This window comes from Komagataeibacter sp. FNDCR2 (assembly GCF_021295395.1).
GTDB lineage: Bacteria > Pseudomonadota > Alphaproteobacteria > Acetobacterales > Acetobacteraceae > Komagataeibacter.
The window spans coordinates 1-24,449 of the sequence record NZ_JAIWOU010000004.1; the positions used below are offsets into that span (position 1 = coordinate 1).

Sequence of the window (24,449 nt, forward strand, 5' to 3'; positions counted from 1 at the left end):
CACCCGGATCGGGCTTGCGGCCCTTCTGGTGGGCGCTGTGGGGCCGAGAATGAACCCATCCAATGCACAGCATATCGCGGATGCGCTGGCACTTCTGTGTTCCGGCACGCTGGTGCTTATGAAGGAAGACGATGACAATGACGACCACCAACACCCAGCTCCCGCCTGAGCAGAAACCTGAAGGCAAGACGACTTCGAGCAAAGACCGGACGTTCATGTTCCGAGCTGAAGTTAGGGGCCTCTCGGCAATCTTTCCGGTGCGCGGAACGTCCGTTGAGGCTGCGACGAACGAAGCCGTGTCATACTGCGAACGGGCCGGATGGGAATATGTCGGTCGATACCTAACCGACTGAGAACAAGGGCGTACGGATGGCTTAACGGCTGTTCTGCGCCCTTTGTTTTTCGCCTGTTCGCTTTTGCGATTGACGGCTCCGTTTTCCCATCCTATGAATCCTGCACGAATCGTTAAGGACTCGAACGGGTTATGGGAGGACATCTTTCTGCAATTTTGTAAATGAAAAGGGCGCGAGGTCTGCACACCTACGCGCCCTTGAGGAAGTGTTCGCCACTACTTTGCACACAATGGCGAGCTAGTCACACACACAACACACGAGTTCGACGAGTTTTCACTGCCAGACAAATGGTTGCCCCGACGTTGTAAACTAGGTCGGAGTTAAAAGGCAAGCGGTGTTCTCGACGCTCGTGTCGGAGAAAAATCGACGTGTCAGTTCGGAAAAGCCGTGCCCAGATCATCAAGTCTCTGATCTGGAAACATCACGACATGAAAAATATCACTCGCGGAGAGTTCATGGTTCTCACCGCGCTCGCCAATTTTCCCGAGAAAAATGGAGTGCGTTTCCCGTCTTTCGAGACTCTGGCGCGAGCTGCCCGAGTGTCGTTGAGAACCGCGAAGTATGCCATCAAGGCGGCAGTCGCTCTCGGGATCGTCTCGCGCACTCAGCGGAGTGTCCGCAATGGCTGGCGATGGGTAAGGACAAGCAACGCCTATCGGTTCATCGTCGGAAAAGTCGAGCGAGCTGACCCGTCTCTCAAACGACCTTGGGCGTCCGTTTCTTCCAAGTGCAAAGATTGCACAGGACCATTTATAGATATTAAAAATACTAGCTCTAATAGGGAGAGCGGACATTCCGTGGGCGACTGGTTGAAGATTTTGGCCGGTATGGATCAGGGGATGTCTCCGCGTGAAGCAGGGTATCGAGGACCAGCCGAGAATGGCTCATGAAGCATGGAGAATGTTGCTCTACGGGTTCGCAGCCTTCGGGCTGACAGCGGCCATGGGCAGCCTTTTCCAGTCTCGGAAATGATGGCGAGGACAAGAGAATGTTGCGAAGGACTATGCTAGCGGCTGGCATCATCGGGCTGACAATGGGAGCTGTAGCAAGCAGCGCGTATCCGCATCCTGTCACGCCCGCAGAGGATCGGGAGATACAGGAGCTTTCCATCGAGGCGGCGAACGACTACCGCGCGAAGCATCCACAGAAGGCCGAGAAAACATCGTCCTATGATTTCTGTGGGAAGATGGGATTTTGTCCTGGCGGTGACTTCGGTTCAAAGCCCGCTGTCCAGACCACCAAGCTGTCACGCGGACCGGATGATGCCCAGAGGCAGGCGGCAGCATACCGCAGCATGACCCCGAGACAGCGAGCAATTCTGGACCGACTGGACAATCAGGAAGCGTCTGTGTTCTCGCAGCCTGCTCCGACAGTGCAGACCTACCCCGTCGCCGTTCCTGTGGTGATACCATCCCCCGTTACGCGGTATGCGCCCGCATATGTCGATCAGCCTGTTCAACCTGTCGTGCCCGTCGAGGGACTGCCTCACCAGATCACAGCGGTTCGGAATGGGCCTGTCACGTCCGTAACGGATGCAATGGGGGGATCGGCAACCTGCATGAACGCTGGGATCACGACAAGCTGCACTGTGATGCCCTGAAAAGGCTCCCTGAAATAAAGGGAGGGTGGCTGATTTTTTTTTTTAAATTGGATGGGGAGGGGGGGCGGTATTTTTTTTTAATCGGCGGCCGAGCGCCTGGACCCGCTCGATGGCCGCTCGGGCGCAGGCGCGTGGGGTCAGAAACCTTCCCGGTAATGCCTCTAGGGTTCCCGCGATAGATGGGAGAGGGCATCCGCACGGCAACGGGCCGGTTGAATTGATAGGCGGCCTGTTGAGTCGTCGTTGTGTGCATGTCCCCGTTGTCTGTCTTAGTGTATAGTTCCCTTTTGCGAACCCGTCAACAGGTATATGCCACAAAATTGCACTTTCCGCGTCAGAAAATGCACTGTGCCGTTTAAGGCCGTAGGATTACCGCACAGTGCCCTTTGTCGATTTCCGGTATGATAGGGTATAGACGGGCGGCAATCGACCTGTGCGGGCATCCTGCGGCGTGTCTTGGCGGTGTGACGGCGTTGTGGTGGTGGTGGTGGTGGTGGTGTGCGGGCGGCCTTATCCGGTGGGTTGCTGGATACTGCTACCAGGGCAAAACCTGCCAGCGGCCAAGAACGCAAAAGGCCACCCCAAAGGATGGCCTTTCCTGACGCGCTGGCGTGGTGTCAGCGGTTGTCTATATAGCGATACCAGAGCGCCAGAACGAACCCGTAAAGCCCGACCAGCGCGAAACAGTCCTTTATCATCCCATACATGCTTGCGGCCCCCCGTGACGCGAACCGCAAGCATGATGGACTGTATGGACCGTATCTAATGCACGGGCGCAGGTGGGGATTGTGAGAGGCTTCCTCATGATCAATATCCTAGCCATGCGCGGATTGCCGGAACGGTGCAGGAAACCCATTCCCACGAATGTCCCACGTGTCCTGTCCGGTCTGTCCATACGGCCCGCGCTAGCACCTTGTCGCTTGCATCGGTCTGGCAGGCCATATGCCCGTGTTCGTGAATGATGCGGATGGCGCGGTCTGGCGTAATCATGCCGCAATTCTCCCGTGATCGTCGTTGTGTGCTGGTTTGGGGATGGACCATGCCTGTTCGGCTATTTCGTCTAGGGTATCTGCCTGTATCGTGCGGACGAATGCGCGGCCCGTGCGTGGGTCAACAGCCGGTGGCGCGTCGAAACGCCACCCGTAGCCGTGATCATGCTGGACCTTATGACCGTTTATCGTGGTGAATAGTGCCGCCAGTCCGGTGCGTGTGGTGTGCTGTGCCATGTGTCAGCCCTCCACCCGCTCGCTGTTTTCCGGCGTGCCGGTCCAGCTCACATAAAGCCAGATGCGCCCGCACTGGACCGCCATCCCATTGCCGCCATCAAGCTGACCTGACTTCCACACCATTACGGATGATTTCCCGTCGCTGGTATCGTTCTCGTAATCATGGGCTGCCCATCCGTAAGGGCATTCCGCTCCAGATACACGGATGTCACAGTCCTCCAGGCAATCCGCGTCCGGATACAGCCGCTCCCATTCGTCGCCTAGACTTTCCCGCGCTGTTTCAATATCGCTCTCAATGTCCGCTATTTCAGAGCATAGGACAGCTGTTGCCACCCCATAGGCGTATGCCGTCATGGCTTGCAGGTATTCGCTTGCCTTAAAGGACTGTCCGAAGTCCTCGACTTCTCCCACCTCGCGCTCGTAACGGTCAATAATGCTTTCCGCGTTTGCGTAGCTGCTAGACACCAGATCGTCGGCCGTCTGGTGCGCAAGGTCTATGGCCGCATCTCGCATCGCGTCGATGTCGTAAAGGTCATGGCCCGTCGCGTCGGGTGTGAACAGATCAAGAGCGTAATTGTGCAGGTCAATGTTAGCCATTGTTTCGTGTCCTTGTGTGTGTGTGTGTGTGCGTTGGTCTGCCTGTGCAGGGCAGTGGTGACGGGCGTGTGCAGTGCCTGTCTGAGTCTTACCTAGTTCCCTTTTGCGAACTGGTCAACCTGTTTTTAGGCAGCAAGCCAGCGCAAAGCCGATGCAAGCCCCTCGGCTGTGTCCGTGTCCACAGACAGGACGCCAAAGGCTGCCGCCACTTCCCGGCCTTCCTCTAGGGTCAGATTCCCACATTCCAGATTATACGCGAGAATGGATAGGCCCTTGGCTTTGCACTTCTCTGGGTTTGCAGCGTGCCATCCTGGTTCCTCACTGTCCCAGTTAGCCTGCACAGCGGGGGACAGGTCCGACCATTCAACCCGTGGGATCATGCGGCCGATGTTGTAATACGGCCAAGCCTTAACATCGGCTTCATAGTTCAGCTGTCCGCGTGTCTTTGTCGTGATCTTCATCATGTTGTTTGTCCTGTATGTGTGTGTAGTTAAGGGAGGGTTTCAGGGAGGGTCGATCAGTCAAACCGCTTGCCAAAGAACGGCATCCCGACCAGCAGAACACCAAGCATTGCGATGCCAAAATCCGTAAAAAGTGCGTCCATTGTGGTGATCTCCGATTGGTCATGCTGTGCAGGCATGTCCGTGTGTGACTGTCTCGCCAGTTCCCTTTTGCGAACCGGTAAGCCTGTATCTAGTTCCCTTTTGCGAACCATGCAACCCATAAAATGCGATCTGGTGCATTTTTCTTCGCCCTGGCACTGATCAGCCAGAAATACACACGCATAATGCAGGCGCACGAATGGACGGCCACAGAAGGGCAGGGGAGGGCCTAAGAAGGTCTCTGGTATGATCGTATGCGATGAAGTCCAGAAGGCATCCACGGGGCGAATATGGGCCGCTTTGGACATGCTTAGGACGTGCGTGGCCGTGATGGGTCTGTTTGGGTGCGTGATGGGCGTTGTGGGTGTGCGTTATGATCGGTTTTTTCGATCAAAAGACCATCCATTGATCGGTCAGAACGATTGTGGATATTATCACACGTAATCGGTCAGTCATGTGCGATAACACCGCGCTCGACACGATCCACAGCGCATTTTGTTGGCATAAGATTTCTTATCACACATTTCATGGAGTCCCGCACGGTCCACTAGAACGCCCTGCCCTACTCCGAATCCGTTTCAAAATCGGCGGCTAAAACCGCGCGAATGTTGTTGTTCGACGGAACCGAGCGGTGTGACCGCCTGGAGATTTTTGGGACTCCGGGCCGGTCCCTCAAGTGACCCTGAAAGGGAGCCTTTGAACTGCCTATAACACACTGATTTCAAACAACAAACAGGCACTTGGCGGCATATAGAGCTGATATTTGCACAAAGCCGCGAGAAGGCTTCCCTATACACCTAACCATGAAGAAAGGAAATGAATGGGATTAGAGACAGGCACCTACATATCGGACCTGCTACCACAGAACCCTCCCGCCACAGACCCTCGAAGCCAAGGGGCTGATCATCTTCGCTTGATCAAGACTGTCCTGAAAAACACCTTTCCGAGCCTAAAGGGTGCTGTGACGTTGGATCAGGACACCCTGAATGCTCTCCCCACATCGAAGCAGGACACACTTGGCTTCACCCCCGTGCAGCAGGGCGGCGGGTTCGATCAGGGTGCGGGCAAGATTTACCTCGGTCGCGACACGACCTATCCGGGCCTGCGCTATTCATATCTAGCGCCTGATGGGGAGACGGTCACCGGGGGTGGTTATCTGATTTCAAGCTATGGGCCTGAATCCGGTGGTGCCGCAGGATACGGGCAGATAGGAGACATTTCCACAGATCCGAACGGGCGGATGGCGTGGCGATTGCCTGCGCTGGGAGCAGCCTATATCACCGGGGCGCTTTATAGTGATGTTACTGCCGAAACGATCAGGGCCACGAACGCCGAAGCCCAGTTACTGCCGTTGCAGAATACCGGACCGGCAAATATCGACTATGGTGGTCCGTCACTTCCTTACAGCCTGCGCCTGCAGACTGATGGAAATCTTGTTGTCTATTATGGCAACTCTCCGATATTCTCGGTAAATAATGAGATAATTAACCTCTCTGTTTCCACTTTGGTCGGGGAAGCCACCCTTTCATACAATCCGGTGCCCCTTTCGCAGGCCAATTCACTCGTGTCTGCTGAAGCTGTGGCCCGCGCCGATGCCGATGCGACCCTTGTATCCGGGACTATTGGCGTAACTGCCGCCAATAGCGATACGAACGGGGTCTCCCTTTACCGTAACGGTGGGAGCGGGCGTCCGACGTTCGTCTACTCTTCTGGCACCGGCACGCTGGCGGGAGATATTGCATGGGCGGGTGATCTTCCGTTCAGTGATTCCTCATTAAAAATGCAGGCGTTTTCCGTTACAGTTGTGGACGGCGCATCAGTTGCATTCCCAACTGCATTTTCCGAGCGCCCGTATCTATTCCTCACGCCACAACACAACCCCGAGTCCGACCCAAACAAAGCGTCAAATATTGCCAATTATTATCAGGACACGCTGACGGCATCAGGGTTTGTTATGGACCTGCGCGCCCTATGGACGGGCGGCGGCGCCACCAACGGAGAGACAAACGCAATAGAAGTCATGGTGCTGGCAATAGGAACAATGGGATGACAGACGTTAAAACGGCCTACCCGGCGCGGTATTACGCTGCATACGATGTGGCTGCGGCACAGCCAACGCCTGTGACAGGCTGGTATGATGCATGGAATATGTCCGATACCTCTGGCGTCCCCTCCGCTGGCAGCATGGTTGCCCTGACGGCAGCACAATGGGCTACCCGCCAGCCAACGGGGCAAGGTGTGCAGAATGGGGCGGTTGTCGCCTATACGCCTGTTGTTACCGCAGTGCCGTTGAAAATGCAGGCGGCCACCGCGCAGACGTGGATCAATCAGCAGATCGCCACGTCTTTTGCCATGGGCACGCCATTTACGGCCGACATGAAGGCTTACGTCCTGGCCATTAACGCGATCGCCAACGGCACGGATACCGCCAGCACCACGCTGCCCGCCCGGCCCACGGATGTAATGACCACCGCCACGGCCTGATCTGCCCATAATATCCGGAGATATTGACCATGACCGATACGACTTCCTCAACGACCACCGCAACCAACCAGACGGCCACACCGGCCGCATCCGCCCCCCAGAACTATGTTCTCTATCGCACGACTCAGCTTGGCTGGCAGCAGGTGGGTTACGTCATTATGGCGATGATACTGCCCGATGCGGGTGCCTTTACGCCCCCTGCTGGCATGGCAATCGGGCTGGATGCCGACAGGAAATACCCGGTGGGCAGCATCTACACGCCCACAACTGCATGACAAACGTCCCTTTACGGGGCCTCGGTTCTTCCGGTGTAATACCTGACCAAGACCCATTTGATCTTGATCTGACAGCATGGTCCGATTGCCGGAATGTCCGCTTCGTCGAGAACAAAGCAATGCGGGCCGGTGTCTGGCGCAACATGGTCTCACTCGGATCGCAGGGGCAGGTAAATCCAGTCGTTTGCCTTACGTCCATGACCATGAGCGCAGAGGCCATTGACCGTGTGTTCTCTGTCACGGCCACAGGCAACGCATTCCAGCTGATCGCAGGTTCTGATCCGGTTCCTGTTGACGAGAGCGGGTTCAAGCCCCTTACTCCGACCCTTCGCCAGTTTACGGCGGCTTACCTTGGTGATGTCATTTACATCAACCGCGAGGATATGGGGGTGCGCTACTACGCCACCACGAGCCAGACGTTCGCCCCTCTACCGAACACAGATGGGACGTGGACCTGCGCTGTCCTGCGTCCGTATCAGGATTTTCTAGTCGCCCTTAACGTCACAAAAACAGATGCCTCCACAGGGGTCCAGACCATTTATCCCAAAATGGTGAAGTGGTCTGACGTTACGCTAGACGGGCAGGTGCCGGGGAATTGGGACGCAACTCAGACGATCAACCCAAGCACGCTGGCGGGCGAGAACATCATGGCCGAGATGGACGGCCCGATTGTGGACGGAATGAGCCTGAAGTCGAACTTCATCATCTACGGCCGCAATGAGGCGTGGGCGATGGCCTTCACCGGCGAAGGGACGTATCCGTTTACCTTCGAGCGCATTCTAGGGTCTGGTGGCGCTATAGGCCGCAACTGCGTGGTTGAGGTGGAGAGCCTGCACTACGTTTTCGGGACCACGGACATCTACTGCCATGACGGCATCACCAGCAAGTCTCTGGCACAGGACCGCATTCGTAATTTTGTGTATTCCGACATGGACCAGTCCGCACTGGAGACGTTTTTCGTTACCCACGTCGAGAACACAAAGGAAATCCTGTTCTGCTACAGATCCTCAACGTCCAGCATCGCTGGCGCATATTGCAATCGGGCGGTATCGTATAACTACGTCGAGGATACGTGGAGTATTATCGACCTGCCCAACGTCACATGCGGATATTCCATGCACTACATGGGATTCACGATCTGGGGAACGGACGCCACGACCCCCTGGACTGACGACCCGGCCGGGACGTGGGAAAATGATGCAGGTGCGTACGCGCCGCTGTCTTTGTTCGGTTCGTGTGAGGCCCCTTCGGCTGGCCCCACGCAGGACAGGGTTCTGGCGTATGATGCCATAATCAATCCTGTCTTGAACCTGTCTATGCCCAGCGATGCCAACTACCCTGCATATCTGGAGCGGAAGGGGATCACACTGGACATCAAGCAGGCGTGGATGGACAACGCCCCGCTGGCGTCCTGCAAGCAGCTGCGCCGGGTGCTTCCGCTGACAGACATGGCAACTGGAGACGGTATCAGCATTTCCGTGGGCGGTTCCATGACACCTGCCCTAGATGTGACCTACGGCGCGTCCGTGCTGTTTAACCCGGTGACACAGTATCAATTCAACACTCGTGTGAATGGCCGCTTCCTCGCTATTCGCGTGGATGCGTCTGCCACCACGGATTTCAATGTCACAGGCTTTGACCTGGACCTAACAGGATGGGGGACACGATAACAGAACTACAATGCGAGGGGCGCACCCTCGCCTATCATTCCGACCGTAAGCAGCCCACACAGGAACAGCAGGATCAGAAGGCCCTGCTCGACTGGTTTTGCTCGCGTGTGGAAGCAAGGTATGCGGAATGTCCGTATTCGGACGGTCTGGCCGCCTATCGGCACAAGCTGAATGCCGATCTACTCCAGAAGCGGCTGGCCTTGAATGTCTAAGGTGGCGCAGGAAGTCGCGGTCCAAGGCTACACGCGGGCACCGTTTCCATCTGACCCCGCCAGCCTTAGCCTGCACGTCTCGCGCGAGCTGCAAAAGATCGAGGCAGCGTTCGGCCGCCTGAATGCAGCGATGGCTGCGCAGCAGAAGGCTGTCCAGTCGCTACAGGCGGGCGCAAAATGACACCGCTGGCCAGCTCCCCCGATTACCACGCATGGTTGGATCGCGGGTCGAGTGGGCGTTTGTGGGTCCATTTCCTTGTGTTCCGCTATTCCCCGCGCGTCCGGCGTGAAATCGTCAGCGAGTTTGAGCGCATATTCCCGCAGCTAGGCGAGGACTTGTGGTGTTCCGGCCCACTGTTCGGAAGCGAGGCGAAGCACGCCAAGTTCGTAACGATACTGGGCTTCGATTATGTCGGGAAAGAACTATTCGACGGAAACAAAGAACTGAATGTATATGTAAGGAGACTTAGTGGGCGGAAGTAAAGAAACCACAAACACGTCAAGCCAACAGAACACCAATTATAGCAGCACTTCAAGCCCGCTTGATTGGCAGTCAAGTGCGCTACAGAATGCTTTTGGCGAAGCCAACGCGCTCAATGGCTACGACGCAACCAGTTCCCAGCCGGACTTCAACACTTATACCGGCCTGAACAACACCGAGAAAAGCGCATTCAACCAGATGGCCTCAACGGGCCAGAATAACGTCAACACAGGCACGTCCCTGCTGGGCCAGTCATATACCGGCGCAAATGCCCTAGACCAAGCTCTAGGGGCATCCTCGGCGGGCGCAAGCGGTAATTACGACAAGGGCACGTCAGCAGTCAGTCGGGCGCTTATGGGAAATGCCTCCACGGCCCTGTCCAGCGGGAACACGGCCCTGTCCAACGCAATCGCCTCGGCGGGGACAGATTCCACCGCCCAGAACATTGCTGACGCGAACAGCTACATGAACAGCTCAGGAGTCCAGAACGCGGTCAATTCGGCTATCAAGTCGTCTGACGATCTTTACAATTCCACGACTGCACCGTCCCTGAACGCCCAGGCGGAAGCAGGGGGCAATATCAACAGCTCCCGTGCGGGTGCGGCCTCTGCGTTGTCCCAGGCCCTTCAGGCCGACAATGACCAGAACACGGCATCGAGCATGTTGGCGAGTGCATGGCAGAATGGGCTTGATCTGGCAGAGCAGGCCCGCCAGAGCAACCTGTCCGGCAATCTGTCGGCAGCGAGCGATGCGAACAGCGCAGCCAATACGGCCCTTGACGGGCAGACAGCGGCCAACAGCCTGTCACAGCAGAACAATGCCACAGGCATCGACTGGTCGCAGCTGTTGGGTGAGCAGGGCGATAACGCGGTCAATCAGGCCAGCACCGGGCAGGCGCTCCAGAGCGCGGGCATAGACAGCATCTTGAACAGCGGTTCCGATCAGCAGAAGGCCGCCACGGACCAGAATCAGGCCAACCTGACAGCAGCCGAGCAGGCCGAGCAGTACCCGTGGACCGAGCTTGAGCAGTATATGAACGTCATTGGCTCGAATAATTGGGGCCAGCAGACTTCCGGCAACCAGAACAGCACAGGGAAGTCCACACAGACCACCACGACATCGAGCAGCCCGCTTTCGACCGCTTTGGGGGCGCTTGGGGCTGTTGGCGGCCTCGGAGCGAGCCTCATGACAGGTGGCTCCACGTCCCTTCTGGGCAGCTTGCTGGGCGGCGCTACGTCAAGAGCATCTTCCAATCCCTTCGCTGGGGCCGGGACGATGTATGCAGGGACGACAGCCTGATGGGCGTCAATCTTCAGCAGGTCCGGGCATTGTGGGTCCGGCCAGCACTGGCGGTCTTAGGGGAGGAAAATCTAGCCGCTGAGAACCTTGTGCTGGGCACGGGGAACGCAGAGAGCGGATACGAATACATGGCCCAGCTGGGAGGCGGCCCCGCACGGGGTTTCTGGCAGATGGAGCAGGCAACACATGATGATATTTGGCTGAATTACCTGCGTTTTCGGCCACGCCTAGCGTCCCTTTTAGGCTCCCTTGGCGGTCATTTTGACTATCTGGTGACGCGCCCAGTTTACGCCGCTGCGATGTGCCGTGTGGATTACATGCGGGCGTCAGCTCCCCTGCCCTCGGCAGACGATGCCGCCGCCCAGGCGGAGTATCACAAGAATCACTACAATACCGCGCTCGGCGCGGCAGACCCTATGAGAAATAGGGCAATCTTTCAGGAGGCAATCAACGCCTGATGGCAAACGAACCTAGCGGTGATATTGTCGAGGATATGCTCCCCATCGTGGCGTCAGCTGAAAGTTCCGGGGATGCAGACGCATCCAACCCGAACAGCTCCGCTACTGGGCTGCTGCAATTCACCGACCCCACATGGAATAGGCTGCTCCAGAATTACCCGAACCAAGGGCTGACAGCGGAAGGAAAGAACGACCCGGAGCAGCAGAAACAGGCTTTCAGGCTGCTCGCCAAGAACGAGTATATTCCTGCCCTGACCAAGATGGGGCAGTCCGTAAGTGCGCCCAACATCTATGCCATGCACGTTCTGGGGCAGCCTTCCGCCACGGCACTGATGCAGGCTTCACCGGACACGCCTGCGTCCGAGGCCGTGGGGGCTGACAACTGGAGGAATATTCAACAGAACAACCCTTCCCTTTTCGGGGAGGATGGCAATATAACTTCGGGGCAGGCTCTTGCGGCTGTAGGCAGCCATTTGATTGGGGCCACCGGGCCAGAGCCTGCACCGTCCGGCCCTGATGGTGACATCAACGACGGCCGCAATATCTTCATGTCACAAGGGCTTGATCAGGCCGATAACACGGGCGGAAACGCTGCTGTCCCAACGCCGACCCTCAGCCCGCATATCGTGGACCCGAACGCTAACCTGTCACCGCTTGCCCGGTTCTTCCGATGGGCAGCTTCAATGGGTTCTGGCGCTGATGCAAAGACCGATGGCGGGGCGCTAGGAACAGGCGGCGCGGCCGCACTTCAGGATGTCCTGAACCGCCAGCAGCAGACCATTGGCATCCAGCAGGCGAACGACCAGATCGACCAGCAGAACTATGGGCGGCAGATGCAGGCGGCCGACTTGCAGGCACGCAATGCCCAGGTCGGTGCCATGCGGGGCCGAGCTGCTGCGCAGCTGGTTGCTGCTGGAATGTCCCCCCTTGCAGCTGTGGCACTGATGTCCGGTCGATCACTCCCACCGGGAGCTATGACAGGGGGTGCGAACGGGATGCGTCCGGGCGGCAAGATCGGCACACAGCAATATCTCGAAGCGCCTGATCCCAACGGCGGAGCGCCGCATAGGCTCATGGTTTCGGCCTACAAGAACGGCACGGGTGCGCTCATTCAGGACTTGACCACGGGAAAGCAGCTGAATGCGCTTCCGGCAGGTGCCTATGATCCCAAGACAGCCAATGTCGCGGGCGCTGCGAAGGCGGACCAGGCCGCGCTGGATGCCGACCGGGAGAGTGCGGCCAAGATGTCCACGACTGCCCAGCAGGGCAATGCCCTGATCGCAGACCTTCCGCATATTCCCGCAGGCCCCGGTATCGGAGCGAAGGTGTCCCGTGCAATCCTGAATGCCACCGGCGTCAACAGCTCATCCCTTGGGGATGCTGATGCACTTCAGCGGGCGAATATGTGGGGAACGAACCTGCGCACGGCAGCCCTGTCCAATTATCGCGGCCTCGGACGCCTTGACCTTCCCGAAATCCAGAATGCCTACAAGTCGGTCCCGGCCATCGACGCCACCAATCCGTCCGGGCTGTATTACTGGATCAAGGAATACGGAAATCAGGCGAAATACAAGCAGGACATGCAGGACGCATGGACAGCCAAGAACGGCAACGCTGACACGGCGCAGGGCTACAAGAATTTCGTCGAGAACTACACGAAAGCCCACAAATATGAGCCGCTGAACTATGACGACATGAAGCAGGTCGATCCGCAGCTCAGGGCTTTGCTGGGCATCAAGTCGGCACCTGCGCAGACCATTCAGGGAGCCTCGCAGGGACCGTCACAGCAGCAGCCAGCGGGGCTTTCCGGCAAGAGCAGCACAGGCGTGGGCTGGTCCCTATCACCGTAAGACAAAAGGAGCATAATTGCCCACACTGAACATCGACGGGGTGGGGCGCGTGACTGTTGACGACAGTTTCACGCACCTATCCCCGGAAGATCAGCAGAAAACGGTCGATGACATCATAGCGACCGTTAAAAGCCCGGATGGGACTGCTGTGGACCCGGAAAACCCCGGACCAGACCCATCCGAAGCTCCCTCAAATTCAGGGAGCCTTCAGGCCAATACGTCCCCCGGCTTCCTGTCGCGCCTTGGCAGCAGCCTGTCGGGCATGGGGCACGCAGCCGCCCAGAGCATCATCCACGGACTGCCAGCAGCCCTTGCGGGTGGCTCATCGGCACTGATCAGAACAGCCGAGAATAAGGCCGGTCATGTCGGTCTGGTGGATGATGCGGCCAACGCGCTCCAGTCCCTTTCGGACGATCAGCGGGCCGACCTGGCCCAGAACTATCAGCACCCTGCCGATGTGGACCCCTCACCTGTCCATGCCCTGAAAACGCAGGGTGTGGGGGGCTTTCTAAAGTCTCTCGGCTACTCGACAGCAGAAGGTGCAGGCCCCCTCGGAGCCACACTGGCGCTTGGCGCAGCTGCTCCGGTTACTGGTGGTGCGTCTCTGATCCCCATGTTGGGTATGCAGGGGATGCTCGCGGCGGATAACGTCCAGCAGAGCAAGAAGGCAGCGGGGCTGGAAACAGGCAACGGCCTGACGAACACAGACCTGGCCAATGCGGCCGGACAGACTGCCCTCTACTCCCTTGGCGGCCCAGAGGCGAACATCCTGAAGGGTATGATCAACACGGGTGCCAAAGGCTCGATCGCATCCCTCATGGACAGTGCATCGAACGCCTATCAAGGCTCTCCCACCGAGAACGTTGGAGGTGCCTATCAGAAGGCTGCCGACGCCTTCCTGACGGGGGCATTGACACATGCGGGCGTGACGGGTGCGAAAGCCACGGCTGGAGTGACCGCACAGACTGCGCAGCGTGCTGTCGATCCTGCACGGGCTGGGAAGGAGTTTGTCCAGTCTTTGCCGGAAGTGAAGCAGTATGTAGCCGACCGGAACAAGTGGATCGCTGCGAACAATGAGGCATTTGCCCGGATCAAGCAGGCGAACCCGGATATGAACACGGGGGAAGCTCTGGATGCGGCCCGCAGCTACGTCCAGCGGCAGGGTATCAGCGCACCCGAAAGCCTGTCCCCAGAAGGATCACGCTCGCTGGGTGCGCTCAACTTTGCGTCTTTCTTTGGCCCGCTCCGGGCCGCAGGAAGCAAGGATAACCCGGAAACGGAACTGTCCGACACTGTGAAGGGTGATCTGGATAATGGCAAAGCCAACATGGTCCAGCTGTTCAAGAGCCTTCGGCAGCTGGGGCCTGAGAACGGCGGCGTGGACAAGGATCAGCACACCACGCTGATGAATGCGCTCAAAGAGGCGACCAACCATAACCGCAATCAGGCCGACAATGGCGAGGACAACGGCTATCTGGATACCTTCCGCGACCAGATCAACGACATGGTGATGCCCGAGCAGACGAAGGCCGCAATCCTTGATCGTCTCCAGACACTCAACATCGGGGCCTATAACGGCAAGAAGATGAACGCCGGGGGCACAACAGGTCGGGCGCTCCGGGCAATCATGACTGCCGCCGTTCCAGCCCTGTCTGGAACTGCTGTCGGCCACTTTGCGGGTGCAGAAGGTGGGATTGGTGCTGCCACGGGAATGGCAGCCGGACTGAACTACCTGCGTGGTCGCACCCTGGCAAATGCGGCCACATCCGTAGGGGGGCGAGTGGATAGCCTTCTGGGTTTGGGCACTCCGCCGGTTTTGAAGGCCATCGCATCGAAGCAGAGGGTGGCCGCGCGGGCGGGTGTCGGAACGTCTGTTGATCCCTCTCTCATGCAGGGACTTGCAGATGATGCAGCCGTAAAAGCCGCACTGTCGGGGCGGGCGAAGCAGGCCATGGCCGCCCGTGTTATGGGTTCTCGACCGGACCCGCGCCCAGCAACGCAAGCAGCCCAAGCCGCTCAAGCTACCCCCACGCAGCCCGGACAGGGAGCATCGCAGGGACCGTCCACATCTGGGGCTGGACCAGCCGAAGGCCCGGATAAGGGACCGTCAAAGGGACCGTCCGCACCCCCTCGCCCGACTTCATTGGTCAAGGCCACTATAGGCGGTTATCCGGGCTGGTTGACGCATGTGGCAAGCACGTCCGGGGATGCTGGTGGGGTGAATCCGGCCGATGTGAAGCACTTCATTATGAACATGCACGAGAGCCGTGGCGGGGCACTTACGGATGCAGACATCAACAGCCTGTTGTCACCGAACGCGGTTGTGGACCCGTCCGTAATGAATGGCCTGCGTGAGCAGATAAGCGAGCATGTCCGCAACGGGACGTGGGCCAAGGCTACGGGCCGAGCCACGCCATCACAGGGAGCCTCTCAGGGAGCCTCTCAGGGACCGTCCGTGGTCCGTAATCCGCAGTCCTATCAGGCCGCGATTGATCAGGCTGTCCTGCATCGGGACCAGATTATCAAGCAATACCCGCACCTTCGGGACGCAGCCATGGCTGTGGCCACAGGGAAAAGCCCGGATGAACGTGGGGCGCTGCTGGCAGCCGAGCTTCAGAAGATTGCCGATCCAACGGCCCAAAGGGAGGCGCTGATAGCTCTCGCCCCACTCACCCAATACGGCAAGAAAGGATAAGCTGTGAGTATCGAAAAACTGAACGAAATCAGCGAGTTATGCGATTTTCTCGCATATAGAGCTGATATTTGCACAACAAATCGCGTCGCAGCTCTAAAAGAGGTCGAGAATAACACGCCATGGGCATCCATGTCAATCTCCCTCCCTGCAAGCTGCCACGCCGTAAGGGAACACATAAAGGAATTGATCAGTGGATGTGAGCAAGGAAGCGACGACGAACGAAGCGCCGAAACGGAAATGGCAGGGAAGCCCCGAAAATCTGGAAGCACTGCGAAAAGCACGGGAAAAGAGCCTCGCTCTAAACCGCGCCGGAGCGGTTAAGTCCGGCCGAAAGAAGGGTGGACGCCTCGGCTATCGAGGCCCAGCCGGTCGTCGTCGTCTTGCCCACTTCCGCTCTGAAGCCAGAAAGGAGGCAGAGGGAATGGTTGAAAAGATGCTGGATAACGGCATCGTCAAGAAGGATATAGCGGGCAATGAGGCCCTGATCGAGCTGGTGTCCATCGTGGTCGCGCGTGATGCTGAAGGCAAGCCGCTGGAGTCTACAAAGGACCGAATTTCGGCTGCCAGCAAGGTGCTGGACTTCACGATGGCCAAGCCCGAGACGAAGCAGTCCGTTGTCGTCCAGACGGCCGAGGACTTCCTGCGTGGTCTGGCAGACGAAGATGCCGGTTCGGATAATCCAGACGATTGATTGATTGATCCGACCGTTGCGCGGGTGCTGAAGCGCCTGAAAAACGACTTCAGGTATTATGCCCCGCGCATCCTAAAGATCAGGACCAAGGACGCAGAGATCAAGCCTCTGGTCCTGAACCGCGCTCAGGCGATCTTTCTGGATCACGTCGAGAGGCAGCGGAGAGAGCTGGGGTATGTCCGTATCATCGTCCTGAAGGGGCGACAGCAGGGCATATCCACGGTGATCAATGGGTGCCTTTACCAGCAGACCTCCATGAATGAGGCCACGAAAAGCCTGGTGGTCGCGCATAAGGCGGAGTCAACGTCCGCCCTGTTCGACATGACCAAGCGGTTCTATGACAGCACACCGGCAGCCATCCGGCCCGCGAGGAAATACAAGAGCAAGCGTGAGCTGTCCTTTTCAGAACTGGACAGTTCATATCTGGTCGTTACCGCAGGCGGCGATGATATTGCCCGAGGCGAGACGCTCCAGAACGCCCATCTTTCCGAGGTCGCTTTCTGGCCCAAGACATCGGCACAGGCAAACTTCAACGGTCTGATGAAGGCGGTCCCGCCTCGCCCCGGTTCGCATGTGTTCGTCGAGAGTACGGCCAATGGCATGTCGGGTGTGTTCGCAGACCTGTGGCGTGGTGCTGTGGCGGGCACCAACGGGTTCCGCCCGGTGTTCATCCCGTGGTTTGTTACCGACGAATACCGTGTGCCGGTGCCGGAAGGATTTAAGCGGACCCCGCAGGAAGATGAACTGGTCGCCCGGTATGGCCTAGACGACGAGCAAATCATGTTCCGCAGGCGAGAAATTGCCCAGAGCGGGGAGGACTTGTTCAAGCAGGAATATCCTTGCTGTGCAGAGGAAGCCTTTCTGACGACTGGCAGCCCAGTGTTCCACACTGAGGCAGTCGAGTGGATGCGCGAGACGCACATGAGCCGGGATTTCACGGCATATGGTTGGGTTCCCGGTGTCGGCTTCCGTGAGAACAGCAGGGGTGATCTGGCGGTATGGTCAGAGCCGAAGGATAAGGCCAGCTACTTCATCGGCGCAGACGTTGCCATGGGCATCAAGGGCCGCGACTATAGCGTGGCTGTGGTGCTGGATGACGAACGTCGCGTTGTTGCCAGATACCGCGCCCACATCAATCCAGAAGCGTACGCTGACGTTCTGGAGGCGCTCGGGAAAAAGTATAACACCGCCCGTATAGTAGTTGAAAGCAATAACCACGGGCTTCTTACCTGCACCCGCTTGGGCAGAGACCTGGCTTATCCGAACTTCTTCCTTGAGGAAACGGTTGACGAAATAACGCAGGAATACAAGACAAAGCTCGGGTTTGCTACTACAGCAAAGACCAAGCCGATGATTATAGACGAGCTGAGAACGGAAGTATATGCGCGATCAATAATCATACCTGATCCCGTTATACTCTCAGAAATGCGGACGTATATTGTCGATGAAAACGGCAGAATGACCGCAGAAAACGGCAAGGACATCAACGGCGAGCCATTTCACGACGATGCTGTCATGGCCCTCGCGTTAGCCAATCACATTTATGAAGAAAAATGGAGTCCGATCACGGTTACTGACGACTTTTACGTTGAGAATTGCTGATGGCCAAGTCAAGCGCCCTCAGTAAAGAGGATGTCGCCACCCTAATAAGGCAGCGAATAGACGCCTCAATCATCGGGACGGATAGTATGCTGGCAAAAGGGCGGTTACATGCCGCGCGGTATTACGCCGGTCAAGAGCCGCGCCCGATGCACAACGGTAATAATTCATTCGTGTCGCGCGATGTTTTTGACGCTGTTGAATCCCGAAAAGCTGCCCTTCTGGAGACCTTCACGGGCAACGTACGGCCCATTCGGTTCGCGCCACAGAACGACGCGGATGTGCAGGAAGCCACTCAGGCAACCCTTTACACAGATTACGCCGTTTTCCGGCAAAACAAGGGTTTCCAGATCATGCACGATGTTATCCATGATGGTCTTATGGCTCGCGTGGGGCTTGTGCAGGTGTGGTGGCAAAAGGATGTCCAGACTGTCCCGTATGTCCTGCGTGATCTTGATCCAAACGCGGCTGGCCTGAAGATACAGGAACTAAGCCGGACGGCGAATATATCGGATGCCGAGGTTAAGACAGACCCCGATACAGAACTGGTAACGGTATCGTATAACCAGCAGGAGGATAATTCCCGCGCGAGTATAGAGCCGGTTCCACCGGAAGAATTCGGAATATCAAGCCGAGCCATTTCAATGGATACGGCGGACATCGTTTACCGTCGGCAGATGAAAACGAAGGCCGATCTTCTGGAGGATGGTTACGACAAGGAAGCTCTGGACGAAATACAAGAGTTCACGGATGATTTCCTTGCCTATGATCCTGAAGTGTCTGAGCGGTTCTTCTCTGTCGAGACAGGGATTGCGGACCAGACATCTCAGGATCAGGGATTGAAGAAAATCTCTGTGTTCGACTGTTACGGTCGTTTCGACGGTGACGGTAATGGCCAGCAAGACTTGTGGCATGTCGTCCTCGCGGGGACCGCCACAGTCCTGAAGATGGAAAAGGTGTCAAGGCATCCGTTCCACGCATACGTTCCCATGCGTGTGCCGCACCGCTTCTATGGTGACTGCTTTGCCAGTCATGTTGCGCCAATCCAGATGGTGAAAACCCTGCTGACGCGGACGGTCGTGGATCACAGCCTGATCACGAACAACCCACGGTATCAGGTGATGCGGGGCGCTTTGGTGAACCCGCGCGAGCTGATCGAGAACCGGATAGGCGGCATTGTGAATGTGACCCGGCCGGACGCCCTTGCGCCTCTGCCGCAGCCTTCGCTGAACCCCTACGTGTTCCAGACGATCAATGCGATGGATGCCAACAAAGAGGCGATCACCGGCACCACTGATCTGTCCCAGGGCATCAATAAGGACGTGATCAGCAGCCAGAACAGCAGCGATCTTGTCTCTCAGATGGCCAGCATGGGTCAGACCCGCGCCAAGATGATGGCCCGCAACTTCTCGGACTTCCTGAGTGAGCTGTTTGTGGCTGTCTATCAGCTGATCATTGAGAACGAACAGCAGCAGAAGGTGATCGACGTGTGCGGCACCTACGTGTCTGTCGATCCGAGCAGCTGGAAGTCTCGGCGCGATGTCTCCGTAACGTTGGCGATTGGTTATGGCGAACGCGACAAAGAAACCCAGCAGCTATTCCAGATGGATCAGTTCCTATCTTCACAGCCGGGAATGTCACCGATCTACACAGTCACCGAGCGGTTCAATGCTTGGAAACGGATGTTGGAAAATCAGGGTGTCTATGATGTCTCTAACTATCTGAAGAACCCCGCAACCATTCCGCCCCCGCAGCCTAGCGCCGAACAGCAGCAGCAGGCCGATCTGGCGGAACGTGAAATGCAGGTTAAGGAACAGCTGGCGGAGAATCAGGCCCTCAAGGTCAACAGCGATGCTCAGATCAAAGCTGCCCAGACGCAGGGCAAGATGCAGACCGTTCAGGCCGGACAGGCATTGAAAGAGCAGCAGGCGAACCTTCGCGTCCTCCAGTTCCAGCACCAGGTCGGTCTGGATGCAGCTGAAGTCGCCCTACAGCACCGCGCACACGACATAGCAGCTCAGGCCAAGCCTGTGGCTGTCCAGCCGAAAGACTGATGCACACACACGACAATGAAGCCCACCTACTCCAGCGCGGTCTGAACGCAAAAGCCGCGCTGGATAGCGGCCCGATTGCGGCCGCCTTCGATGAATTGGGGCTGTCCTACTCCCAGCAACTATTCGCCACTGAACCGGGCGACCACGAAGCCCGCGAAGCCCTCTACCGCAAGGTAGCGGCCATCCGTGAGGTGTTCGGAGTGCTGCGCGAGTGGGCAGCCGTCGCAGATCAAATCCAAGCCGCAGAGGCGCAGCAGGAAGAACTGGCGAAGGCCGGACAACTGCTGAACGACGAGGAAATCAACCAACTTTATGCCCGCTGAAAACATGGGAGACGCTGGTGAAAACACCAGCCTTGATATTGACGGTGGCGCTGATGCGCTGCTCGCCAAATGGGGAGTTACTGAAGATGAGCCGGAAGCCGGAAATGCACCTGATGCTGGACGAGACGCTGGAGCTGAGGGGGAAGGCACCCCGCAGGAAGGCGAAGGAACGGACGGATCGGGAGGCGATGGAGACGCGCCTGAAGGCTCAGAAGGATCGCAGGAAGGCGCGGAGAAACCGGCAGATGGGCAGGATGGAAATGCTGACCATGTAGCCGACGATATACCCGATGACCGAAAGGTAAAGGTCGGGGATACCGAAATGACCATGGGCGATCTTCGGGCCATTGCGGGCCGGTCGAACGCCCTTGATCAGCGTGCTGCCGCACTTCAGCAGGATGCCGTCAAGCTCCAGCAGGTGGCGCAGCGCCATGTCGATGGCCTGAAGTCCATGGCGCAGGCCGCTGAAGCTCGCTGGAACCAGTTTGCCACGGCAGATGTGGCTTCCATCAAGGCCAATTCCACACCAGAGGAATGGGCGCAGTTCGGCGCAATGGCCGATCAGGCGTTCAAAGACATGCAAAAGGCGAAGGAAGCCCTCAATTTCGAGGCTCCCCAGCTGACGCAGCAGCAGCATCAGGCCAAGCTCGCGGCTGCGCAGGCATGTGCAAAGGCACTCACGGACCCTGCCACCGGCATTCCGGGCTTCAACCAGCAGCGCCATGCGGACCTGATCAAATGGGGCACCAGCATGGGGCTGGACCAGTCCGCGCTGAATGACCTGACAGACCCGGCACAGTTCCGCATTCTGGATATGGCCATGCGCTACTCGCAGGGTGCCAAGGCCGCCCAACAGGCAACACCCAAGCCCGCAACTGCGAGCGCAAAGCCAGCCATGCGGACACAGGCAACCAGCCAGTCCGGCAAAAGCACAAAGACAGACGCCATGAAGCGCCTGCGCAACACCGGCGATCTGGATGATGCAGCAGACGCACTCATGAGCCGCTGGGGCGCAGCGGAATAAAAACCGCGCCTTTTCGATAACAAACATTACGTCAGTATAAAGGAGAACCTATTTGCCCCAGATGGATACCTACGATCAGGTCGGTAAGCGCGAGGATGTGTCGGATGTTATCTCGAACATTGACCCCTATAACACGCCTTTCCAGTCCAGCGTAGGCGGTAAGACTGTAAAGAACACCCTTTACCAGTGGCAGGAAGATCACCTTGAACCGGCCGGTGTGAACGCGCAGGTGGAAGGTGCAGACCCCGACGACATCACCCTGACGCCCACGGAAATGCGTTCCAACACCACGCAGATTCTTGTGAAGTCCTTCAAGGTGTCGCGCTCTGCCAACAAGATGTCCACCTACGGACGCGCCAAGGAGCTGGCCTATCAGGCTGTCCGCGCCATGCGTGCGATCAAGACTGATCTGGAATACTCACTGGTCGGAACCGCGCAGACCATGGTGGCCGGTTCGGACACGGTTGCCCGTCAGTTCGCGGGTGTGCAGGCCCAGATTGACCCGTCCATGGTGGTCACGGCTGGCACCCCGGCTGAAGGCAGCACGGCGGCCGTTGCTGGCCCGCTGAATGAAGACCTGATCCTGTCCGCCAATGAGCTGCTCTACAACAGCGGTGGCGAGGCCACGGTCCTGTCTGTGAAGCCCTCGGATGCCCGCAAGGTGGCCGATATGGCTTACACCACCCCTTCGGGGATCGACACCGGCCGCCTGCGTGATACCGGCCAGGGCACGTCCCTGACGAACGTTGTGGACGTTTACCGCTCCCCCTACGGCACCCAGAAGGTGACGCTGAACCGCTGGCAGCGGGCGCAGGATGCTTTCCTGTTCGATCCGAAGATGTGGAAGCTGGCTGTCTATGACAACTGGCAGCGCGTCCCGCTGGCCAAGACAGGCGACAGCGAGCGCCAGATGATTGTGGGCGAGTTCGGCCTTCAGCACGCGAACTACAAGGCTTCGGCCCTGATCACCAACCTGGCCTAATCCGCCAACCAGAAGGCTCCCTGAAATAAAGGGGGCCTTCTTTTTTGAGAGGAAACCAACAAAAATGATCCCATTCCGACCAATCGCAACGGTGAACGTGGCCACATCCGCATCCGCCCCGACCACAGTGCAGGCTCCGGTCCCATCTTCGCGGGTCGTGCGTATTGTGTGCAGCGTTGCAAGCACAGTCGCCATCGGGAAGCTGGGCGAAATGCTTATGCCTGCGAACGTGCCCGAATATTTCCTGTGCAGCACCAGTGACGTGGTGGCCATTCAGGCCAGCTCAGGGACAGGAACGGCCAACGTGACGTTTATGAGCCGATGAGGCCATATCCATTTCCCGGCCCACCGCCCACAGAGTAAGGAGAGAACGATAAAGCAGAACACGGGCGCGGTTGCGCTCGACATCCAAGAAAACGCGGATGGACTGCTGTTCCGGCAGTATCAGGACATCCCGCAGCAGTTCCTAGACGAACTGAAAGAATACCGCATCGGATCGTCTGCGCAGCGATGCGGCGAACTACAGCGCGTAGCGTCCATCCCGGCGATTTTCGTCACCAAATGGCTGAAAGAGGGCTTCAATATCTGGATGGAGGACGAGAAGGCTATCGTCCGTAAGCTGAAGCATGATGGCCTTGAGGCATTCCTCGCCACGGAAAAGGCGGTATAATGCCTGATCTTATGCCCATTCCCGATAGCGACTTCACGCTGGGAACCTTCCGCGACTTCATGACGGACTGGCTGAACCGCACTGATATTTCCACACAGCAGGCAAACATGATCATTAAGCGCGGCCTCGCCCGCTGTCAGCGTGATCTGCGCCTTGCACAGATGGAGCGCGATCTGACAGTGCAGGCCACCGCAGGCACCCCCATCCAGTCCATTCCAATCCCCGCTGACTTCCTGATCATGCGCCAGGTGGAAGCCGACAACACCAGCTGCCAGCCGGTAAGCTACGCCCACCTTCTGCGCCTGCCAAAGCAGCCCGGACGTGGGGCTGTGTTTGCCCGTAATGAGGGAGACATTCTGTTCCGGCCCTATCCGCAGTCCTATGCGCGGCTTGTGTATTACGCGAAGTTCCAGCCCCTTAATGCCGATACGGACAGCAACGAACTGCTGGCGCTGTCCCCTGAATGCCTGCTGTTCGCCTGCCTGAGCTATGCAGCCAACTTCTTTGCAATGGATCAGGAAGCCAACTTCGAGCAGCGTTACCAGCAGGAAGTGACGACGCTGAACAACGTCAATCAGGAAATGGATACGCTTGGCGGCCCCACGGCTGTCCAGCCTGCGACCGGGTATTTCTGGGCATGAGCGTGGGACAGAACACCTTTGAAACTGAAGTCCTGCTGGGGCTGGCGGATATTCGTGAACGCATTGCCAGCGTGGAACAGCGCATCGAGGTCGTGCCGGAACTGGAAGATCGTGTCGTGTCCCTGGAAAGGAGCCGGGACCGTGCAACCGCGAAAATGGCCACGGTTGCAGCAATGTTCGCCTTTATTGAGCCAATCCTGAAAACCAAGATGGGCTGGACATTTTTGCCCTAGACGCCTGCGCCCATATTCCCTATACGCAAAAGGGAACTGAACGGGAGCATTCACCATGGTCGATGAAGAACACAAAAAGGCCCGCGTCCAGCGCGTGCTGGCGTTCTTTACCAAGAACCGTGAGGAATTAGGACTAAGCCCCATTCAGGTGTCAGTGCTGATGGCCACGTATGTTTACCCCGGCTTGTTGGAGCAGAACGTGGCCCCCATGCTCGGTTGTGGAAAAACAACAGTTTACGATGCGTGTATCAGCCTGATGGGACCAAAAGCGCCCCCAGCGGCAAAGCAGAATCTAATAACACCTATTCAGTATCTTGATAGGGTAAGGACCGATGCGGGGATATTGCTGCGATTAACCCCACCGGGGCAGGGTTTAGTGGAGATGCTGGTATAAAATTGCCGCACTCACTAACACTTTCTATCACGGACA

22 protein-coding genes are annotated in these 24,449 nt (G+C 57.7%); 19 read left to right on the plus strand and 3 right to left on the minus strand.

The features are described from left to right. Positions 1-781: 781 nt before the first annotated feature. Positions 782-1,243, plus strand: coding sequence for a helix-turn-helix domain-containing protein (locus LDL28_RS15765; protein ID WP_370636416.1), 462 nt, complete (start codon positions 782-784; stop codon positions 1,241-1,243). Between the two features lie 1,939 nt (positions 1,244-3,182). Here LDL28_RS15765 and LDL28_RS15315 read toward each other — a convergent pair. The 3 genes from LDL28_RS15315 to LDL28_RS15325 all read right to left on the minus strand — a co-directional run bounded on the left by LDL28_RS15315 (position 3,183) and on the right by LDL28_RS15325 (position 4,686). Continuing rightward, positions 3,183-3,776: a hypothetical protein gene (locus tag LDL28_RS15315; protein ID WP_233059526.1), complete on the minus strand. Its 594-nt coding sequence runs from the start codon at positions 3,774-3,776 to the stop codon at positions 3,183-3,185. 125 nt (positions 3,777-3,901) lie between these two features. Then, positions 3,902-4,240 (minus strand): hypothetical protein, encoded by a 339-nt coding sequence (locus LDL28_RS15320; RefSeq protein WP_233059527.1) that lies wholly within the window; start codon positions 4,238-4,240, stop codon positions 3,902-3,904. 53 nt (positions 4,241-4,293) lie between these two features. Then, the gene (locus LDL28_RS15325; protein ID WP_233059528.1) at positions 4,294-4,686 is read right to left on the minus strand and encodes a hypothetical protein; all 393 of its coding nucleotides are present in this window, start codon (positions 4,684-4,686) and stop codon (positions 4,294-4,296) included. A 605-nt stretch (positions 4,687-5,291) separates the two neighbouring features. Here LDL28_RS15325 and LDL28_RS15330 point away from each other — a divergent pair. The 18 genes from LDL28_RS15330 (at position 5,292) to LDL28_RS15415 (ending at position 24,413) form a co-directional block, all read left to right on the plus strand. Next, a complete protein-coding gene (locus LDL28_RS15330) occupies positions 5,292-6,428 on the plus strand; it encodes a hypothetical protein (protein WP_233059529.1) in 1,137 nt (378 codons plus the stop codon). A 98-nt stretch (positions 6,429-6,526) separates the two neighbouring features. Then, positions 6,527-6,862 carry a hypothetical protein gene (locus LDL28_RS15335; protein WP_233058562.1) on the plus strand — a complete coding sequence of 112 codons (336 nt, stop codon included), beginning with the start codon at positions 6,527-6,529 and terminating at the stop codon, positions 6,860-6,862. A gap of 29 nt (positions 6,863-6,891) precedes the next feature. After that, a complete protein-coding gene (locus tag LDL28_RS15340) occupies positions 6,892-7,137 on the plus strand; it encodes a hypothetical protein (RefSeq protein ID WP_233059530.1) in 246 nt (81 codons plus the stop codon). Between the two features lie 203 nt (positions 7,138-7,340). Beyond that, positions 7,341-8,807: a hypothetical protein gene (locus LDL28_RS15345; protein WP_233059531.1), complete on the plus strand. Its 1,467-nt coding sequence runs from the start codon at positions 7,341-7,343 to the stop codon at positions 8,805-8,807. 204 nt (positions 8,808-9,011) lie between these two features. After that, on the plus strand, positions 9,012-9,200 hold the full coding sequence (locus LDL28_RS15350) for a hypothetical protein (protein WP_233059532.1): 189 nt from the start codon (positions 9,012-9,014) through the stop codon (positions 9,198-9,200). A gap of 288 nt (positions 9,201-9,488) precedes the next feature. Continuing rightward, entirely contained in the window at positions 9,489-10,799 is a 1,311-nt protein-coding gene (locus LDL28_RS15355) for a hypothetical protein (protein ID WP_233059533.1), read from the plus strand. Then, positions 10,799-11,257, plus strand: coding sequence for a hypothetical protein (locus tag LDL28_RS15360; protein WP_233059534.1), 459 nt, complete (start codon positions 10,799-10,801; stop codon positions 11,255-11,257). The genes LDL28_RS15355 and LDL28_RS15360 overlap by 1 nt, the downstream gene beginning before the upstream one ends. Further along, on the plus strand, positions 11,257-13,107 hold the full coding sequence (locus LDL28_RS15365; RefSeq protein WP_233059535.1) for a hypothetical protein: 1,851 nt from the start codon (positions 11,257-11,259) through the stop codon (positions 13,105-13,107). The genes LDL28_RS15360 and LDL28_RS15365 overlap by 1 nt, the downstream gene beginning before the upstream one ends. Positions 13,108-13,156: 49 nt before the next feature. Then, complete coding sequence (locus LDL28_RS15370) at positions 13,157-15,802, plus strand: hypothetical protein (protein ID WP_233059536.1); 2,646 nt, start codon at positions 13,157-13,159, stop codon at positions 15,800-15,802. 196 nt (positions 15,803-15,998) lie between these two features. Then, positions 15,999-16,493: a hypothetical protein gene (locus LDL28_RS15375; RefSeq protein WP_233059537.1), complete on the plus strand. Its 495-nt coding sequence runs from the start codon at positions 15,999-16,001 to the stop codon at positions 16,491-16,493. Then, positions 16,494-18,095 carry a hypothetical protein gene (locus LDL28_RS15380; protein ID WP_233059538.1) on the plus strand — a complete coding sequence of 534 codons (1,602 nt, stop codon included), beginning with the start codon at positions 16,494-16,496 and terminating at the stop codon, positions 18,093-18,095. Beyond that, complete coding sequence (locus LDL28_RS15385) at positions 18,095-20,146, plus strand: hypothetical protein (RefSeq protein ID WP_233059539.1); 2,052 nt, start codon at positions 18,095-18,097, stop codon at positions 20,144-20,146. Before LDL28_RS15380 ends, LDL28_RS15385 begins: the two co-directional genes overlap by 1 nt. Continuing rightward, the gene (locus tag LDL28_RS15390) at positions 20,146-20,469 is read left to right on the plus strand and encodes a hypothetical protein (protein ID WP_233059540.1); all 324 of its coding nucleotides are present in this window, start codon (positions 20,146-20,148) and stop codon (positions 20,467-20,469) included. The genes LDL28_RS15385 and LDL28_RS15390 overlap by 1 nt, the downstream gene beginning before the upstream one ends. After that, positions 20,459-21,493: a hypothetical protein gene (locus LDL28_RS15395; RefSeq protein ID WP_233059541.1), complete on the plus strand. Its 1,035-nt coding sequence runs from the start codon at positions 20,459-20,461 to the stop codon at positions 21,491-21,493. Before LDL28_RS15390 ends, LDL28_RS15395 begins: the two co-directional genes overlap by 11 nt. A 61-nt stretch (positions 21,494-21,554) precedes the next feature. Further along, positions 21,555-22,475 (plus strand): DUF5309 family protein, encoded by a 921-nt coding sequence (locus LDL28_RS15400; RefSeq protein WP_233059563.1) that lies wholly within the window; start codon positions 21,555-21,557, stop codon positions 22,473-22,475. 669 nt (positions 22,476-23,144) lie between these two features. Further along, positions 23,145-23,786, plus strand: a complete 642-nt coding sequence (locus LDL28_RS15405; RefSeq protein WP_233059542.1) for a hypothetical protein — start codon at positions 23,145-23,147, stop codon at positions 23,784-23,786. After that, on the plus strand, positions 23,783-24,019 hold the full coding sequence (locus tag LDL28_RS15410; RefSeq protein ID WP_233059543.1) for a hypothetical protein: 237 nt from the start codon (positions 23,783-23,785) through the stop codon (positions 24,017-24,019). The genes LDL28_RS15405 and LDL28_RS15410 overlap by 4 nt, the downstream gene beginning before the upstream one ends. 55 nt (positions 24,020-24,074) lie before the next feature. Further along, positions 24,075-24,413, plus strand: coding sequence for a hypothetical protein (locus LDL28_RS15415; protein WP_233059544.1), 339 nt, complete (start codon positions 24,075-24,077; stop codon positions 24,411-24,413). The last annotated feature ends 36 nt before the right edge of the window (positions 24,414-24,449 follow it).